Genomic DNA, 16,763 nt, shown 5'->3' with positions numbered 1-16,763 from the left:
ATCGTTGAGTCCATGAGCACGGTGACCCCATCCCGAACCCAGTCCCCCGCCCCCGTCTCCGCCCGGACCCGCCCCCGCCTCGACTGGCGGCTCCGCTTCGGTGCGCTGTCCCTGATCTGGGGCTTCAGCTTCCTGCTGATCAAGGTGGGGACGGAGGGCTACGCGCCCTTCCAGGTCACGCTCGGGCGTCTGGTGTTCGGTACGGCGGTACTGGGCGCGGCGATGGCGGTCAAGCGGGAGCGCCTGCCGCGCGGGGCCCGTCTCTGGGGCCACATGGCGGTCGCGGCCTTCTTCCTCAACGCCCTCCCCTTCTCCCTCTTCGCGTACTCGGAGCTGACGATCCCGTCCACGCTGGCCGGCATCTGCAACGCGACCTCGCCCCTGTGGGGCATGGCCCTGTCCCTGGTCGCCCTCTCCGAGGACCGGCCGACCCGGGTCCGGGTGGCCGGACTCGGCCTGGGCTTCCTCGGGGTGCTGACCGTGCTCGGCGCGTGGCAGGGCTTCCACGGCCTGGACGCCACGGGTACGGCGATGGCGCTGCTCGCGTCGCTGAGCTATCCGATCGGCTGGATCTATGTGCGGCGGACGCTGGCGGGGACGGGCAACTCACACCTCTCCATGACCGGCGCGCAGCTGCTCCTGGCGACGGCCCAGCTGGCCGTGGTGACACCGCTGTTCGCCGGTTTCCCCACGCATGTGTCCCCGGTGCCGCTGCTCGCGATCGCCGCTCTGGGGGCGCTGGGGACGGGGCTCGCGGTGCTGATCCAGTACGGACTGGTCGCCGAAGTCGGCCCTACGACCGCACAGATGGTCACCTACTTCATTCCGGTGATCGCGACTGCCGCGGGAGTCGCGGTCCTCGGGGAGTCGTTGCGGTGGTCCACGCCGGTGGGGGCCGTGATCGTGCTGGCGGGCGCCGCGCTGACGCAGTTGCGGCCGAAGGCCTGAGCAGGTCGGGTGAAGTCCACTGCGGATCGGCGACGCCCTGAAGCAGCGCATCGCGGCACTTCGAGCGGGGCGCTCAGCCGTACACACGGCCCGGAGACGGTCGTACCGCCGCCGCCACCGCCTCCGCCAGGGGGCCGATGTCCTGCTCCGTGAGCGCCGAGACCGTGATGCGGATGGCCGGGGGGCTGTTCAGGCGGAAGCGGGCTCCCGGGGCGACCGCCCAGCCCCGCTGGAGGAGGCGGGCCACCGCGCCCGTCTCGTCGCGGACCGGGATCCAGACGTTCATGCCGGTGCGGCCGTGGCCGAGGACCCCCCGGTCGGCCAGCGCGTCGAGCAGTGCGTCCCGGCGTGAGCCGTACGACCGCGCCACCGCCGCCCGGTCCACCGCGTGCTCCTGCCACAGGCGGGCGACGGCACGCTGCAGCAGCAGGCTCACCCAGCCGGGGCCGAGGCGCTGGCGGCCGCGCACCCGGTCGACGGTGAGCGGGTCGCCGGCGAGGACGGCGACGCGCAGGTCGGGGCCGTAGGCCTTGGAGGCGGAGCGAACGAGAGCCCAGTGGTGGGTGACGCCCGCGAGGGGGTGCAGGGGGACGTCGACGATGCCGTGGCCGTGGTCGTCCTCGATCAGCAGGGTCCCGGGGTGGTCGCGCAGCACCGCACGCAGGGCACGCGCGCGTGTGGCCGTCACCGAGGCGCCGGTCGGGTTCTGGGCCCGGTCGGTGACGATCAGGGCGCGGGCACCGGACTCCAGGGCCTGGCGCAGGTCTTCGGGGCGGGGGCCGTCGTCGTCCACGCCCACCGGGAGAGTGCGCAGGCCCAGCGCGGGAACCAGGTCGAGGACGCTGCCCCAGCCCGGGTCCTCGACGGCGACCGCGTCACCCGGTCTGAGGTGGACGGACAGGACGCGTTCGATGGCGTCGAGGGAGCCCGACGTCACGGTCAGCGGGCCCTCGGGGACGCCGTCGGCGTCGAGTTCGGCGCGGGCGAGGCGGACGAGGTCCGCGTCGACGGGGTCGTCGCCGTAACGGACGGGCCGCTGGTCCCCCTCCTTCGCCGCACCGGCGAGGGCAGGGGCGAGCCGGGGCAGCAGGGCCGGGTCCGGGTTGCCGGAGGCCAGGTCGCGACCCCCCTCGGGGACCTCCACACGCAGTTCCTCGCGGCCGGTGGTGGCCGGCTTGGAGCGGACGCGGCTGCCCCGCCGGCCGGCCGTCTCGATCACCCCCCGCTCCCGCAGAGTGCGATAGGCGGCCGCGACCGTATTGGGATTCACGCCCAGCCGAACCGCCAACTCCCGCATGGGCGGCAGAGGTTGGCCCGGTGCCAGCTCACCGGCACCGACCGCGCGCTCGACACTGGCGGCGATCTCGGCTGCGCCACGCCCTTCGATCCGATACTCTCCTAGCACAAAGAGCATTATGCACTAGTGCAATTACTGGGGCAACACCGCTCGCCGAACCGCTCACCATGGAGGGACCGTCATGCAGGGGACGACCGAGGAAGCCCGGGCCGCCGCCTACACCCCGACCGACCGCACCGTGCCCACACGCTCCGCGGACCGGGCGTCGTACGACAAGGAGCTGGTGCACGCGATACTCGACGAGGGGTACGTCTGCCACCTCGGCTTCGTCCGGGACGGGGCCCCGGTGGTGCTGCCGACGCTGTACGGCCGGGTCGGCGAGCGGCTCTACGTCCACGGGTCCACCGGTTCCCGCCCGCTGCGGATGACCGGCGCGGCCGACCCGGGTCTGCCGGTGTGCCTGACGGTCACCCACGTCGACGGGCTGGTGCTGGCGCGCTCCGCCTTCCACCACTCGATCAACTACCGCTCCGTGGTGGTGCACGGCGTCGCCCACCAGGTCACCGACCCCGAGGAGCGGCGCCTCGCCCTGGACGCGCTGGTGGACCACGTCGTACCGGGCCGCGCCGCCGACTCCCGGCCCGCGAACAAGAAGGAGCTGGCCGCCACCGCGGTGATCCGGCTGGACCTGGACCAGGTCTCGGCCAAGCTCCGCACCGGCGGCGCGAACGACGAGCCCGAGGACCTCGCCCTGCCGCACTGGGCCGGGGTCGTCCCGCTCCGCAAGGGGTACGACGCGCCGGTGCCCAACGCCGACCTCGCGGCCGGCGTCGAGCTGCCCGACTACCTCACGGTGCGGTAGGCCGACGCGGTCACGCCGGGACCGGCTTCCGCCGGCCGGCCCCGCGGGCCTCGCTCACGGCCAGGCCCGCGACCGCCGCCAGCATGAGCAGGGTGCCGGCCGCGGTGGTCGCCGTGAGCCGCTCGCCGAGCAGGACGACGGCGAGTACGGCCGCGGTCACCGGCTCCAGCAGCATGATCACGGAGACGACGGCGGACCGTACGACGGCCGCTCCCGCGAAGTACAGGGCGTACGCGAGCGCGGTGGGCACGGCGGCGATGTAGACCACGAGCCACAGCAGCCGGGCCGGGTGGGCGGTGTGCGGGAGCAGCCCCTCGTGCAGGGCGAACGGCAGCAGGCACAGGCCCGTCACCGCGAAGGCCCAGACCGTGGTGTCGGAGGCGTCGGCGCCGCCGCCCCTGCCCCACCAGCGGGTCAGCAGGGTCATGACGGCGTAGCCCGCGGCCGACAGCAGCGCCAGCAGCACACCGGTGGGCCGGACGGTCGCGGCCGAGCCGCCGAAGGTCAGCACGGCCAGCCCGCCGACGGCCCCGGCGACCGCCAGCACACCGCCGACGCCGAGCCGCTCCCCGAGCAGGAACCGGGCGCCGAGCGCGATGAGCACCGGACCCGCGCCGAGGGTGACGACGGTGGCCACGGCGAGCCCGGTCGACTCCACGGCCGCGAAGTAGGCGGTCTGGAACACCGCGAGGCCGAGACCCGTGGCGAGGACGCGCGCCACCCTGCGGGGCAGCGGTCCGGCCGGGGCCGGGCGGGTCTTCGGGCGCAGCCCGCGTCCGGCGAGCAGCAGCAGGAGCCCCAGCGCACAGCGCCAGAACGACAGGCCGAGGGCGCCCATGTCGCTGGTCCGGTAGACCAGGGAGGCGGCGGCACCGGCGGTGCCCCAGGCGGCACCGGTGGCGATCAGATAGAGCAGGCCACGCCCGACGGGCAGGCCGGACACAGCGTTCGCGTTCGTCGACAAGAGAGATTCTCCGCAGAAACGCACCGATGGGGTGCGGAAGTTCGGGGGCGACCCGCTTCAGCGGGGCGCGCGGACTTCATCTGCGGGCAGCACCGTCCGGCCCGACGCCGCACAAGCGCCGGGCGGGTGTTCCGGAGGCCCGCCTCAGGCGGCCGGGGGCGGAAGAACGAGCGTGGACGGCATGACCGGCACCTTAGGCGGACGCGCGGTGTTCGGACAACTCCCGTTCCGGGCCCCCGGCGGTCACCGGCTCCGGGGAGCCCTGGGCGGGGGTGGCGGACTGGGCGATGAACGCGCCGACAAGGACGACTGCGCCGCCGATGATCTGCGGCGCCGAGAGGTGCTCGCCGAGCAGCACCCAGGCCAGCACCGTCGCGATGACCGCCTCCAGGCAGGCGACGACCCCGGCGACCTGCGGCGACAGCCGCCGTACCGAGAGCACCCCGGTGACGTACGCGACGACCGTGGCGACGAGCACGATCCAGGCCAGCAGGGCGACGGCCGGTACGGCGGTGCCGTTCAGGTGCGCGGAGCCGGTCAGCACCGACCACCGCATGCTCCAGGGGCGGGCCACCACGGTGAGGACGGCGGCGCCGACGAGCAGGCCGTAGGCGATGACGCCGAGCGGGTCCGGAGCCTGTTCGCCGGCATCGCCGCCGTGGTCGGCGAGGACGAAGTAGCCGACCTGGCAGCAGGCGGCGCCGAGCGCGAGCAGCAGGCCGAGCGCGTCGAAGCTCAGCCCCGACCAGACCTCCACCACACAGGCGAGGCCGCCGGCCGCGAGGATCACGCCGAGCGCGGCGGCACGGCTCACGGGCCGCCGCTGGACGAACCGCACCCAGCCCAGCACCAGGGCCGGGGCCAGGTACTCGATGAGCAGCGCCACGCCCACCGGGATCCGGGAGAGCGCGGCGAAGTAGCAGGCCTGGACACCGGACACGGCGAGCAGTCCGAACCCGGCGAGCAGTGCCGGACGGCGGCGCAGCAGGGACCGGTGGCGTACGGCGAGCGGCAGCATGACCAGGGCGGCGCCGGTCACCCGCAGCCACACCACGTGGAGCGGGTCGAGCCCCGCCTCGATCAGCGGTTTCGCGGCCACGCCGGACCCGCCGAAGGCGAGCGCCGACGCGAGCGCGAGTCCGAGCCCGGCGCCCTTGCCGCGGCTGCCCTGACTGCTCTCAGACATCTGCACCGGCACATGATGACAGGCGACGACATGAGCGTCACTCACCTTGACACCTGTCTCATGGGGTGGACGGCGGCATGCCGACCGGGCCGCCGGAACGTGGGTCAGCAGTTCACGCCGCTGTCGCCCGCGTACTCCTCGGGGCCGGTCTCGATCCGGGTGCCGAGGGCGTGGGCGGGGATACCGGCGCGTTCGAGGACCTCGACCGCACGGGTACCGGGGTCCGCGGTGAGGGCGGCGAGCAGGTCGGTGCCGGCCGGGCGGGGCTCGCCGCGGTGCCGGGCGCGCTCGTGGGCGTCGGCGATGGCGGCGGCCGCGGCGGGCGACCAGGCGGGGGTGTCCCGGGCGTCCCGTGCGCCGGACGCGTCCGGGGCGTCCCGTACACCGGGAACGGTCGGAGCGGTCACGACGGCGAGGGCGCCGGAGTCCTCCACGCTGCCCTGCCAGCGCAGCCCGTAGCCGATGCTGCGCTGCACGAGATAGCCGAGCAGCCGGGCGAGCCGCTCCGGGGCGCCGACGGCGGCGCGGACCTCGGAGTCGTGCTCCAGGAGCGAGTGCAGCAGATGAGCGGTGTCGATCTGCCGGTCCCCGTCGCGGAGAGCCCTCCGGCGGGCACCGGCGACCACCGCCGCCAGCTCGGCGCCGAGCACGGCATCGTCGTCCATGTGATGCGGGACGGCCCCGTCATGGGTGGTCCCGCGGGCAGTACGGGGTTGCACAACCCTTACCCCATCAGCCACAACGCCCCGCGTCATCCGCGAGGGGAACCATCTTCGCGTCCCACACAGAGTGGACATCGCCGATCGGAATCTCATCCTTGCGGAGGAGATTCGGCCGACATGGCGGAGATCCCGCCGATGCGGCCCGAGGGCGCGCGCCCGCCCTGCCGTGCGCCCCGTGAGCAACCGTCGCGCTTCCCTGCACGTCCACCATGCATATGGAGAGCGTGCGCGAGTGCTGGCTTGTGGGGCTGCCGGCGGTCGACGGCAAGCAGTACGTGTACCGGGTGTACGCCCCGGAGGACGCCCTGCTCGCCGACCTGTTCTGGGAGGCCTGGCACTGCCACGACGAGAGCGCCCACCCGCGCGCGTGGGACCTGTTCGACGCGGCGCTGATACGACGGGTCGGCTGAAGCACTTCTGACGGTTCAGCCGGAACATTTCTGACGGTTCATCAGTATTGAACATTGCGGCCCCTGCGGCTACGTTCCGCGACACCGTAGCCCGACATGAAGGGGTGGTCGCATGGCCGAAGTCAGCGCCGAGGCACGCATCCAGGCACCGGCCGAGAAGGTGTGGGCGAAACTCACCGACTGGTCGGCGTACGGGGAGTGGAACGCGACCCACACCAGCTTCCCCAAGGGCGGCCCGGAGACCCTGGCGGTGGGCGGGACCTTTCAGGAGAACATGAAGCTGATGGGCTTTCCGGCGGAGGTCGAGTGGACCATCGAGGAGCTGGAGCCGGCCCGGGTGTTCGCCATCCGCGGCAAGGGACCCATGGCCGTGAGCGTCGCCACGCGCTACACGCTCACCCCGGAGGGCGAGGCCACGGCGGTCCGTATCGACGGCGAGTTCACGGGCGCCGCCGTCTCCCTCATGGCGGGCAAGCTCAAGGACTCGGCGACGGCCGCGCTGAACGAGTCACTGCGCAAGCTGGCCGGGCTGGTGGCCTGACGGGCGGACACCAGAAGGCGCCCCGCGGACGGTCCGCGGGGCGCCTTCCACACGGCGGGGAGGCCGCCGGTCCTCGTCAGTGCTCGTCGGCGAGGATCAGATACAGCTTCTTGCGGGCTTCGTTGATGACGCCCAGCGCCTTCTCGCGCTGTTCCTTGCTGCCGGTCTTCCAGACCTGGCTGAAGGCCTCCATGAGCCCGAAGCCGGCCTGCCGGATCTCGCTGAGGGCCTCCCAGTCGACTCCGCGCGAGGCCTCCTCCCAGGGGGCGTCCGGACCCTCGTCGGCGGCGGTACGCCCGTCCTCGGTGAGCGCGAAGAGCTTCTTGCCGCCCTCGCTCTCGCTGGCGATCAGACCCTCGTCCTCCAGCAGCTGGAGCGTGGGGTAGACCGAGCCGGGGCTGGGCTTCCACGCGCCGCCGCTGCGTTCGGCGATCTCCTGGATCATCTCGTAGCCGTGCATCGGCCGGTCCTTGAGCAGGGCCAGGATCGAGGCCCGCACGTCTCCGCGCCGGGCCCGTCCCCGCGGACCACCGCGCCCCCGGGGTCCCCAGGGGCCGGGTCCGAAACCGGGTCCACCGGGGCCGAACCCCGGCCCGCCCGGCCCGAAGGGCCCGAAGGCGGCCCGACGCCCCTCGAATCCGCCGAAGCCCCGGTGGCCGTGGCCCTCGTGCCGGTGTCCGTGCTCGTATCCGTGGCTGCGCATTGCGATCACTCCATTCCATCGATGATCTGTCACGTCTGCATCGCGTATCGTTCGCGATGCCTCAACGATATATCGGAACCGATCGCATGACAATCCCCTTCCTGAAAGCCCAAGGCAGTCTCAGGCCGGCCGGTCCGCCGCGCGCAGGGGGCAGCCGGTGCCGGCGCGGGCGGTGAGGTCCGCGCGGAGCGCGGCCAGTTCGGCCATGCGGGCGTCGATGACGCGGATCTTGTCCTCGAACAGGGCGGACAGCGCCTCGGCGCTGTCCGGCGCGTCCCGCAGCTCCGCCCCGTGCCGGCCGATCTCGGCCAGGGTGAAGCCGAGCGCCTGGGCGGTACGGACGTAGTGCAGCCAGGTCACCGTCTCCGGCGGGAAGTCGCGGTAGCCGTTGGGCAGCCGGTCGCCGTCGAGCAGCCCGATCTTCTCGTAGAAGCGCAGCGTGTCCTTGGACACCCCGGTACGCGCCGCCAGTTCACCGATCCGCATGACTTCCCCGCCCCGTGGCCGACTTGACCTTGGAGCGTACTCCGCTGTTTAGCGTGGGCGGCGCCCGAGCGAAGCCCCTCCCGAGGAGCCCCCGATGACCCCCGCCTCCCCCGCCTATGCACGCCTCGTCCGGGCGAGCGGCTGGTACGACCTGATCGTCACCGCCGGCTTCGCGACCCCGTGGACGTACACGCTGCTGCACCGTCTGCTGTCGGCCGCGGGCGACGCGGCGGGCCTCGGCACCATGCCCGCGCTCACCCCGATGCAGACCCTGTACGCCAACCTGATGGGCTCGGTCGTCGTGGTCTGGTCCGTCCTGCGTGTCGTACGACCGCTTCCGCTGTACGGCCTCCTCGACGGCGCCGCCCGCGCGCTGTTCGCGTTGTGGCAGGCGTACGCGCTGGCGCACGGCGGGCCGGGGGTGCTGTGGCCGTTCCTGGTGCTGGAGATCTCGTTCGGCGCGGCCCAGCTCGCCCCGTGGGCGCGGCCGCGTGCCGCCGGCGTCCGGAAAGGCGTCCGGGAAGGCCTCCGGGAAACGTGCCAGGACTCGTGAATTGGCCTTGGGCCGGGACCCGGAGCGGCCGCTAGCGTCGGCGTCATGCGCATGCGAATCGTGGACGCCTTCACCGACCGCCCCTTCGCCGGCAACCCGGCCGGAGTCCTCCTCCTGAACGACGCCTTCCCCGACGACGACTGGCTGCAGAACGTCGCGATGGAGGTCAACCACGCCGAGACGGCCTTCGCGCACCGGCTGCCGGAGGGCGGCGAGGCGGACTGGGCGCTGCGCTGGTTCACGCCCGTCGCCGAGGTCGCGATGTGCGGGCACGCCACGCTCGCCACCGCCCACGTCCTGCACACCACCGGCGCCCACGAGGGCCCGGTGCGGTTCGCCACCCGCAGTGGGGTGCTCATCGCCACGCCCGCCGAGGACGGCTCGGTCACCCTCGACTTCCCGACCGCCCCGCTCACCCGGGTCGAGGTCCCGGCCGGGGTCGCCGAGGCGCTCGGCGCCGAACCGGTGGCCGCCTTCGACACCGGCGCGAACGTCGGCGACCTGCTGGTGGAGCTGGCCGACGAGAAGACGGTGCTGGGGCTCGTCCCGGACCACAAGGCCCTGGCCGGGCACTCCTCGCGGGGCATCATCGCCACCGCTCGCGCCGAGGACCCCGCCCGCGGCTACGACTTCGTCTCCCGCTGCTTCTTCCCGAACCTCGGCATCGACGAGGACCCGGTCACCGGCTCCGCCCACACCGCGCTCGCCCCGCACTGGTCCGCCCGGCTCGGCCGCGACGACCTCACGGGGCTTCAGGCCTCCCGCCGCAGCGGACTGGTCCGCACCGGGCTGCGTGGCGAGCGCACACTGCTCACCGGGCGCGCGGTCACGGTGATCGAGGGCGAGCTGCGGGCCTGAGCGGCCGGTCCGCCGGGGCTCAGGGCGTCGGCACCCAGCCCACCTTGTGCGCGAGGAGGGCGTAGCCGACGAACGCGCCGATGTCGAGCAGGGAGTGCGCGACGACCAGCGGACCGACCCGCCCCCAGCGGCGGTACAGGTACACGAAGACCACGCCCATGACCATGTTGCCGACGAAGCCGCCGATGCCCTGGTAGAGGTGGTACGAGCCGCGCAGGACCGCACTGCCCACCAGTGCGGTCCCCGGGGTCCAGCCCAGCTGGCCGAGCCTGCGCAACAGATAACCGACGACGATGACCTCTTCGAGGACCGCGTTCTGCACGGCGGACAGGATCAGCACGGGGTACTTCCACCACACGCTCGGCAGGGCCTCGGGGACGACCGTGAGGTTGAAGCCGAGGCCGCGGGCGGCGAGGTAGAACGCGATGCCGGTGCTGCCGATCACCGCCGCGATGCCGGCACCCCGGGCCAGGTCGGGCCAGGGGCGGGTGCGGTCGAAGCCCAGCGTGCGCAGACTGCCGCCCTCACGCAGGAGCAGATGGGCGACGAGGGCCACCGGGACCAGAGCGGTCGCGATGCCGAAGAGCTGCCAGGCGAGGTCGAGCCAGGGGCGGCCCGGGGCGGCCGAGGCGTTCATGGTGGCCGCCTGGTCCTTGAGACCGCCCGGTTTGGTCACCGAGCCGATGAAGCTGATCAGCGCGGAGACCCCGCTCGCGCCCAGCGACAGCGCGAGGACGAGCAGCGTCTCGTCCCGCAGGATCCGCCGCGGGTCACGCTCGCGCACCCCGGAATCGCCCACCGACTCAGCCTCCACCTGCACTCCTGCCTCCCACCGCCGCACAGACCGCCGCACGGACCCCTCGGGCCCACCGGTCGTCCGGCAAGGATCGCAGAAGGAGATATGAGGACGACGTACCGGTACGACGCCGAGCACTTCGCACACCACGAAGCCCCTGTCCGCCCGGCCCGGCGGAGCGACCCCTCAGCCCACGTCGGCCAGACCCAGCGGAGCGACCTGTTCCGGCAGCCCCACCGGCCAGAGGTGCACCGGATCCCCCGCGTGCATCAGCTCGGCATAGCGGCGCGTCGTGGCGGCCAGTGCGCCCTCTCGGGTCAGCCCCTGTTCCAGGGCCCGGTGGAAGGTGGCCGCCTGCCAGGACGCCCCGTTCGCCCGGCGTCGGCAGCGCTCCTCGACGACGCCCAGGTAGAAGTCCCGGTCGGCGGGTTCCACGCCCCACGCGTCCAGCCCGGCCGAGGCGAGCGGCAGCAGCTCGTCGCGGACCAGGGTGACGGCGTCGACCTCGCCCGTGCCGCCGTAGCGCCCGCGCCGGGGCCACACGAAGCGCGCGTCGATGCCGTACCGGCACGCGGCGTCGAAGTTGGCCTCGGCCGCGGCGAACGGCAGCCGGGTCCACACCGGCCGGCTCTCGTCGGCGAGGGTGCGCACCAGGCCGTAGTAGAAGGCCGCGTTGGCGATCACATCGGTGACGGTCGGCCCGGCCGGCAGCACTCTGTTCTCCACCCTGAGGTGCGGTACGCCGTCGGCGATGCCGTACACCGGCCGGTTCCAGCGGTAGATCGTGCCGTTGTGCAGCACGAGTTCGGCGAGGCTGGGCGTGCCCCCGGCGGCGACGACCGCCAGCGGGTCCTCGTCGTCGCAGATCGGCAGCAGGGCCGGGAAGAAGCGGAGGTTCTCGGCGAAGAGTTCGTGCGCGGAGCTGATCCAGCGCTCGCCGAACCAGGTGCGCGGCCGTACGCCCTGTGCCTGGAGTTCGGGCGGGCGGGTGTCGGTGGACTGCAGGAACAGCGGGGGCCGGGACTCGCGCCACAGCTCGTGCCCGAACAGGAACGGTGAGTTGGCGCCGACGGCGATCTGCGGGGCGCACACCACCTGCGCCGCGTTCCACACGTCGGCGAACCGTGCCGGGGTGACCTGCAGATGGAGCTGTACGGAGGTGCAGGCAGCCTCGGGGACGATCGACTTGGCCGTACGGACGAGATGTTCCACGCCCTCGATGTCGAGCCGGAAGTCCTCGCCTCGCGCGGCCACGATCTGGTCGTTGAGCAGGGCGTACCGGTCGACCTCGGAGAGGTTGGCGGAGATCAGGTCGTCCGGGCCGAGCGTCGGCAGGATGCCGATCATGACGATGCCGGCGTCCACCTCGCGGGCCTTGCGGTCCGCGTAAGCGAGCGAGGTGCGCAGTTCCTCGGCGAGCCGGTCGAATACCCGGCCACCCAGGCGGTGTGGGGCTATGTTGACTTCCAGATTGAATCTGGCGAGTTCTGTTTGGAAATCTCGGCTCGCGATGCGTTCCAGTACCTGGCCGTTGAGCATTTTCGGCATGCCGTCGGTACCGGCGAGATTCAATTCGATCTCGACGCCCATGAGGTTCTTGGGGCGGTCGAATCGCTTCTCCACCAGCAGCCGCTCCAGTCCCGTGAGGCACTTCTGAAGCTTTTCGCGATAGCGCTGGCGATCGGACAGGTCGTACTGCCCCGCCACGACCTTCTCCCCCATCGAAGTGTCCCTCCTCGGTGGGCGGACCGACGTTACGGCCGCCGGGCTCCCGGGTGCAGGGGGGATGATGCCCAGCGGAAGCGATCGATAACGCACCGCGCGGGCCCGGCGCGCGCTACTCTGTCGGATTGTTCCCAGCGGCATTTTCACGGGGCAAGCTTCATCCCGCCACTGCGGGTACCCTGAGCGTCTCGTGAAAAACGCCGACGACATTCGGCCGACCGATACCGGCGCGTATTCCGAGGTCAGCGGCGGGACACCGGTCCGGGAATCGGGAGAAGTCCCACAAATCGACGGCGTATTCCCGTCTTGCGCACCTCACCGGAATGGGATAGACGAAACAACGGCCGAACACGCGTCATATAAACTTCGCCCACAAGGCAGAAGGTTGACGCCCTCGGTCGTGGTTCCTGCCATGTTCCTGCCGTCGCGGTCACGGGAGGCAGACCGAGCCGCACCCACGTTCACCGAACCGGGCCACCACCCTTCCGGCCTTTTCCGTGAGCTGACAGCGTCGTCCGCCCCACCCTCCTCGCGCCGCCGCGCCTGTCGAATGAGAGAGGCGACCCACATGCCGCTGCACGTGCCCCCTGCCCCCGCACCCGCACTGCGCTCCGTCCTCACCGCCCTCGGTTCCCCCACCGCGGTCCGCGAGGCCCCCACCCCCTCCCTGCGCGCCGCGCAGGGCCCGGCGACACCCGAACTCCCACTGCCCGTGCATGTACTGGACCGGATCACCGCACAGGGCCTGTCCACGACCCGGCTGGCCGGCTGGCGTTTCCTGATCCGCTGCGGCGACAAGGCGGTGGCCGCGGCCGACACGATGCTCACACCCGACGGCTGGGCGTTCTCGCACTTCTTCGAGGGCCCCTACGTCCCCTCCACCGAGCGTGCGCTGCACCAGGCCGAGGCGCTGCAACAGCCGTACCAGGCGCGGCTGTTGTCCGTCCCCGGGCTGTACATGCTCACGCTGTGGCTGCACGGCGACACCACCGCGGACGGCGCCGAGGGGCACCCGGCCGGCACCGATCTGCTGGTGCCGCTGGCCCCGACCCCGCCCGGCATCCCGGCGCACCGCCCGTACCGGGTCGCCGAGCTGCTGCCGGTGCTGACCCATCGCGCGACACCGCTGCCGGTGCTCGGCCCGCCCGTGCTCGACTCGCCCGCCGCCTGACCCCTGAGCCCGCACACCCCCCGTACCCCGCTGCCCGCTCCGGGCGGCGGGGTACGCCCATGTCAGGGGCCTGGCCTGCACGGACTAGCCCTATCCGGCCACTGCGAACCACCCAAAGGGACAGTGCACTTGGACTGAACCGTCCGCGCGGGTGACGCGTCATGAACCTGTGAGAAGCGGTGCCGCGAAATCCCTGCGGAATGACGCCCGGAGGGCAACACTGGGTTCCGACCGACTTATCACCACGGGGGACGGCCATGACCACGACAGAGCGAGAGATCCCACCCATGTGCCAGCACCAGCCGCCGTGTCCGACAGCCGAATCCGCCGACCGGGAGTCCGCCCGTCTCGTGGCGCACCACCCGGAACAGGGCTGGAGCCTGCTGTGCAACGGCGTCCTGCTCTTCGAGGACACCGGTGAGCTGCTGCCCGACGGCCGGATCATCGCTCCGCACCGCCCGCTGGGTGCGGAGCACGTGATGACCGCCGCCTGAGCGGAGCGCCCGCGAACGACCCGAGGGGCCGGCCGCACCCCATGAGGTGCGCACCGGCCCCGATGCGTGTCCGGGGGCGGCTACCGACCGTAGCCGGGCGCTAGCGCAACGCCTCCCGCAGCGCCTGGTACGCCGGCTTGGGGTTCAGCTGCTCGTCCCACGGCAGGGCGGCACCCTCGCCCGGGAAGACGGCCGGGATCCACGAGTACTTGTCCGTGTAGTCCCAGATGGTGATGCCGACGCACCGGCGCACGGCCAGGCAGGCCTCGGTCAGCTGCCGGTACCAGCTCGCCTGCTCGGCCAGCTTGTCGTCGGTCGCGGGCAGCTGCATCCGTATGTCGACCTCGGTGAGCGCGGTGTCCAGGCCGAGGGCGGAGAAGCGGCCGAGGTTGTCCTTCAGGGTGCTGGGATAGCCGTACTGGAGGGCCAGATGGGTCTGGAAGCCGATGCCGTCGAGCGGGACGCCCTGGGCCTTGAGGTTCTTGGCGAGCGCGTAGTAGGCGTCGCTCTTCGGACCGGTCGCCTCGATGTTGTAGTCGTTGAGGTAGAGCTTGGCGTGCGGGTCGGCCTGGTGGGCCCAGCGCAGGGCGTCGGCGATGTAGCCGGGGCCGAGGGTCTTGTACCAGATCGTCTCGCGGTACGTCCCGTCCTCGTTGAAGGCCTCGTTGACGACGTCCCAGGAGTACACCTTGCCCCGGTAGTGCCGTACCTCCGTGGTGATGTGCTTCTTCAGCACGGCCCGCAGTTCGGTGGCCGTCCACTGCCTGGAGGTGAGCCAGTCGGGCAGCTGGCTGTGCCAGACCAGGGTGTGGGCGCGGACCTTCTGGTGGTTCTTCCGGGCCAGGTTCACGATCTGGTCGCCGTTGGTCCACTCGAAGACGCCCTGCTGGGGCTCGGTGGCGTACCACTTCATGCCGTTGCCGGGCGTGATCATGTCGAACTCGCTGCCGAGGATCTTGGTGTAGGCGCTGTCGGTCAGCTCGGGGTTGTCGGTGGCGCTGCCGAAGTAGCGGCCATGGCGCTCGGCGAGGTTCGCGAGTGTCGGCTGCTTCGGGCTCGCCTGGGCGGCGGGGCCGGTGGCGAGGCCGGCGGCCACGAGGACGGCCGCGAGGGCGCCGGTGAGTCTCAGACGTACCTGGGGCATGGTGCGGCTCCTGTCTGTCGGATCTCTGCGAAGAAGGTGTGCTCAGCCCTTGGTGGCGCCGGCGGTGAGGCCGCCGACGAGCTGGCGTTCGGCGACGGAGTAGAAGGCGAGGGCCGGGACCATCGCGAGCACGAGATAGGCGAAGACGCGTGCGGTGTCGGCGGAGTACTGGCCCTGGAACTGCTGCACGCCGATCGGGACGGTCCACCAGGTGTTGTCGGTGAACACCAGCAGCGGCAGGAAGAAGTTGTTCCAGCTGGTGACGACGGCCAGGACCGAGACCGTGCCGAGCGCGGGCCGGGCCATCGGCAGCAGCACCCGCCAGAAGAAGCCGAGCGGTCCGCAGCCGTCGAGCGTGGCCGCCTCCTCCAGTTCACCGGGGATCTGCCGGAAGAAGCCACGCAGGATGATGATGGTCATCGGCAGCCCGAACGCGGCCTGCGGCAGGATCACACCCAGCGGGTTGTCCAGCAGGCCCATCGAGCGCAGCAGCAGGAACAGCGGCAGCGCGGCCACCGCGAACGGAAACATCAGCCCCATCGTGAACAGCGTGAACAGCAGCTCCCGGCCACGGAAGGCGAAGCGCGCGAAGGAGAACGCGGCGAGCGCGGAGACCGCGACGACGATGACCGTCGTACCGACCGCGATCAGCGTGCTGTTGCCGACCAGCCGCCAGAAGGAACCCGACTTCAGGATGTCCCCGTAGTTGGAGACGACCCAGGGGTGCGGCAGGCCCACCGGGTTGCGGGAGAGCTGGTCGGTGGACTTGAAGCCGGACAGCAGCGCGTACAGCAGCGGTACGGCCATCACCGCGCCGACGGCGATCAGCACCACGTGCAGCGGCAGGTTCCGGCCCCTGCGACGGACGCTGCGGTGAGTCTCCTGGCTCATGCGCCGGCTCCCCTCATGTTCGTGGTGGCCCCTTCCAGGTCGCGGCGCAGGACGAACCGCTGGTAGGCGAGGGCGAAGACGAGGCTGATGGCGAACATGACCACGCTGATCGCGCTGGCGTAGCCGACCTGGTAGCGCTTGAAGCCGTACTGGAACATGGTCACGGCCATCGTCTCGGAGTGGTGGTCGGGCCCGCCCGCGGTGACCACCCACACCAGGTCGAACAGCTGGATCGCCCCGATCACGGACAGGAAGACGCTGATCCGCAGGGTGGGCGCGAGCAGCGGCAGGGTGACGTGCCGGAAGCGCTGCCAGGGGTTCGCGCCGTCGACGGTCGCCGCCTCGGTCAACTCGGCCGGGATGGCCTGGAGTCCGGCCAGGTAGAGCATCATGTGGAAGCCGAAGTACTTCCACGTCATGACGAGGAACAGCGTGGCCATCACGGTGGAGGTGCCGGAGAACCACTCACCGCCGAGCCCGCCGAGGCCGACGGCCTTGAGGACATGGTCGGCCAGGCCCTGGTCCGGGGCGAAGATCATGCTGAACAGCACGCCGGTGATCGCCTCGGACAGGACGTACGGCGCGAAGAACAGCATCCGGTACGCCGCCCGGCCGCGCACCTTCTGGTTGAGCAGCACGGCCATGGCGAGCGCGAACGGCAGCTGCACCGCCAGCGACAGCACGACCAGCAGCAGCATGCGCCACAGGTCGCCGAGGAACACGGGATCCTGGAACAGCCGGCTGAAGTTGTCGGTGCCGGTGTAGTCGGACGGCATCCCGAAGCCGCCCCAGCGGAAGAAGGACGCGTACAGCGCGAACAGGATCGGCAGCAGCACCAGGACGCCGAACAGGGCCAGGGCGGGCACCTGGAGGCCGACGGCGGTGAGCCAGTGCAGGGCGCGCCGGCGGCTGCGCTGCCGGGCGGCATTCGTCACCGGGACCGCCGCGAGGGCGTCGGGACCGTTCCGTTCGCCCTGCTGATCCGAGAGGAAGGTCGAGGTCATCGCGCGCC

At 71.8% G+C, this 16,763-nt stretch carries 19 protein-coding genes; 8 read left to right on the top strand and 11 right to left on the bottom strand.

Annotation, left to right across the window (positions count from 1 at the left end; all coding sequences use genetic code 11):
* Nucleotides 1-12 precede the first annotated feature (12 nt).
* Complete coding sequence (locus O1G22_RS35070) at nucleotides 13-948, top strand: DMT family transporter (RefSeq protein ID WP_270084967.1); 936 nt, start codon at nucleotides 13-15, stop codon at nucleotides 946-948.
* Nucleotides 949-1,021: 73 nt separating this feature from the next.
* Here the strand turns inward: O1G22_RS35070 and O1G22_RS35065 are convergent, their stop codons facing one another.
* A complete protein-coding gene (locus O1G22_RS35065) occupies nucleotides 1,022-2,353 on the bottom strand; it encodes an aminotransferase class I/II-fold pyridoxal phosphate-dependent enzyme (RefSeq protein WP_270084966.1) in 1,332 nt (443 codons plus the stop codon).
* Nucleotides 2,354-2,426: 73 nt separating this feature from the next.
* Here O1G22_RS35065 and O1G22_RS35060 point away from each other — a divergent pair, with 73 nt between their 5' ends.
* The gene (locus tag O1G22_RS35060) at nucleotides 2,427-3,107 is read left to right on the top strand and encodes a pyridoxamine 5'-phosphate oxidase family protein (protein ID WP_270084965.1); all 681 of its coding nucleotides are present in this window, start codon (nucleotides 2,427-2,429) and stop codon (nucleotides 3,105-3,107) included.
* A 10-nt stretch (nucleotides 3,108-3,117) separates the two neighbouring features.
* Here O1G22_RS35060 and O1G22_RS35055 read toward each other — a convergent pair whose 3' ends face one another.
* The 3 genes from O1G22_RS35055 to O1G22_RS35045 form a co-directional block, all read right to left on the bottom strand.
* The gene (locus O1G22_RS35055) at nucleotides 3,118-4,071 is read right to left on the bottom strand and encodes a DMT family transporter (RefSeq protein ID WP_270084964.1); all 954 of its coding nucleotides are present in this window, start codon (nucleotides 4,069-4,071) and stop codon (nucleotides 3,118-3,120) included.
* Nucleotides 4,072-4,264: 193 nt separating this feature from the next.
* Entirely contained in the window at nucleotides 4,265-5,257 is a 993-nt protein-coding gene (locus tag O1G22_RS35050) for an EamA family transporter (RefSeq protein ID WP_428986433.1), read from the bottom strand.
* Between the two features lie 104 nt (nucleotides 5,258-5,361).
* Complete coding sequence (locus O1G22_RS35045; RefSeq protein ID WP_270084963.1) at nucleotides 5,362-5,922, bottom strand: Clp protease N-terminal domain-containing protein; 561 nt, start codon at nucleotides 5,920-5,922, stop codon at nucleotides 5,362-5,364.
* A gap of 272 nt (nucleotides 5,923-6,194) precedes the next feature.
* Here O1G22_RS35045 and O1G22_RS35040 point away from each other — a divergent pair, with 272 nt between their 5' ends.
* Both O1G22_RS35040 and O1G22_RS35035 read left to right on the top strand, forming a co-directional pair.
* Nucleotides 6,195-6,389, top strand: coding sequence for a hypothetical protein (locus O1G22_RS35040; protein ID WP_270084962.1), 195 nt, complete (start codon nucleotides 6,195-6,197; stop codon nucleotides 6,387-6,389).
* Between the two features lie 112 nt (nucleotides 6,390-6,501).
* On the top strand, nucleotides 6,502-6,930 hold the full coding sequence (locus O1G22_RS35035) for a type II toxin-antitoxin system Rv0910 family toxin (protein WP_270084961.1): 429 nt from the start codon (nucleotides 6,502-6,504) through the stop codon (nucleotides 6,928-6,930).
* A 76-nt stretch (nucleotides 6,931-7,006) separates the two neighbouring features.
* On the opposite strand, the gene O1G22_RS35030 is transcribed toward O1G22_RS35035, so the two are convergent.
* Nucleotides 7,007-7,633, bottom strand: coding sequence for a PadR family transcriptional regulator (locus O1G22_RS35030; RefSeq protein ID WP_270084960.1), 627 nt, complete (start codon nucleotides 7,631-7,633; stop codon nucleotides 7,007-7,009).
* 120 nt (nucleotides 7,634-7,753) lie between these two features.
* Nucleotides 7,754-8,119: a MerR family transcriptional regulator gene (locus O1G22_RS35025; protein WP_270084959.1), complete on the bottom strand. Its 366-nt coding sequence runs from the start codon at nucleotides 8,117-8,119 to the stop codon at nucleotides 7,754-7,756.
* A gap of 94 nt (nucleotides 8,120-8,213) precedes the next feature.
* Here O1G22_RS35025 and O1G22_RS35020 point away from each other — a divergent pair, with 94 nt between their 5' ends.
* Entirely contained in the window at nucleotides 8,214-8,672 is a 459-nt protein-coding gene (locus O1G22_RS35020) for a hypothetical protein (RefSeq protein ID WP_270084958.1), read from the top strand.
* A gap of 45 nt (nucleotides 8,673-8,717) precedes the next feature.
* Complete coding sequence (locus tag O1G22_RS35015; protein WP_270084957.1) at nucleotides 8,718-9,530, top strand: PhzF family phenazine biosynthesis protein; 813 nt, start codon at nucleotides 8,718-8,720, stop codon at nucleotides 9,528-9,530.
* 19 nt (nucleotides 9,531-9,549) lie between these two features.
* Here O1G22_RS35015 and O1G22_RS35010 read toward each other — a convergent pair whose 3' ends face one another.
* Together O1G22_RS35010 and O1G22_RS35005 are read right to left on the bottom strand one after the other, a co-directional pair.
* On the bottom strand, nucleotides 9,550-10,350 hold the full coding sequence (locus O1G22_RS35010) for a CPBP family intramembrane glutamic endopeptidase (RefSeq protein ID WP_270084956.1): 801 nt from the start codon (nucleotides 10,348-10,350) through the stop codon (nucleotides 9,550-9,552).
* A gap of 162 nt (nucleotides 10,351-10,512) precedes the next feature.
* Nucleotides 10,513-12,048 carry a glutamate-cysteine ligase family protein gene (locus O1G22_RS35005; protein WP_270084955.1) on the bottom strand — a complete coding sequence of 512 codons (1,536 nt, stop codon included), beginning with the start codon at nucleotides 12,046-12,048 and terminating at the stop codon, nucleotides 10,513-10,515.
* A gap of 571 nt (nucleotides 12,049-12,619) precedes the next feature.
* Between O1G22_RS35005 and O1G22_RS35000 the strand changes: the two genes are divergently transcribed.
* Both O1G22_RS35000 and O1G22_RS34995 read left to right on the top strand, forming a co-directional pair.
* Complete coding sequence (locus tag O1G22_RS35000; RefSeq protein ID WP_270084954.1) at nucleotides 12,620-13,222, top strand: hypothetical protein; 603 nt, start codon at nucleotides 12,620-12,622, stop codon at nucleotides 13,220-13,222.
* Between the two features lie 287 nt (nucleotides 13,223-13,509).
* Complete coding sequence (locus O1G22_RS34995; RefSeq protein WP_071377983.1) at nucleotides 13,510-13,716, top strand: DUF5999 family protein; 207 nt, start codon at nucleotides 13,510-13,512, stop codon at nucleotides 13,714-13,716.
* Nucleotides 13,717-13,816: 100 nt separating this feature from the next.
* On the opposite strand, the gene O1G22_RS34990 is transcribed toward O1G22_RS34995, so the two are convergent.
* From O1G22_RS34990 to O1G22_RS34980, 3 genes are read right to left on the bottom strand one after another with little or no spacing between them, the layout of a single operon-like run.
* Nucleotides 13,817-14,860, bottom strand: coding sequence for an endo-1,4-beta-xylanase (locus tag O1G22_RS34990; RefSeq protein WP_270084953.1), 1,044 nt, complete (start codon nucleotides 14,858-14,860; stop codon nucleotides 13,817-13,819).
* 42 nt (nucleotides 14,861-14,902) lie between these two features.
* Nucleotides 14,903-15,751, bottom strand: a complete 849-nt coding sequence (locus tag O1G22_RS34985; protein ID WP_270084952.1) for a carbohydrate ABC transporter permease — start codon at nucleotides 15,749-15,751, stop codon at nucleotides 14,903-14,905.
* Nucleotides 15,748-16,755, bottom strand: a complete 1,008-nt coding sequence (locus O1G22_RS34980) for a carbohydrate ABC transporter permease (RefSeq protein ID WP_270084951.1) — start codon at nucleotides 16,753-16,755, stop codon at nucleotides 15,748-15,750. The genes O1G22_RS34985 and O1G22_RS34980 overlap by 4 nt, the downstream gene beginning before the upstream one ends.
* Between the last annotated feature and the right edge of the window lie 8 nt (nucleotides 16,756-16,763).

The organism is Streptomyces camelliae (assembly GCF_027625935.1).
GTDB lineage: Bacteria > Actinomycetota > Actinomycetes > Streptomycetales > Streptomycetaceae > Streptomyces > Streptomyces camelliae.
The sequence above is the reverse complement of the archived record's forward strand: the minus strand, read 5'-3'. Positions and strand labels throughout refer to the sequence as shown.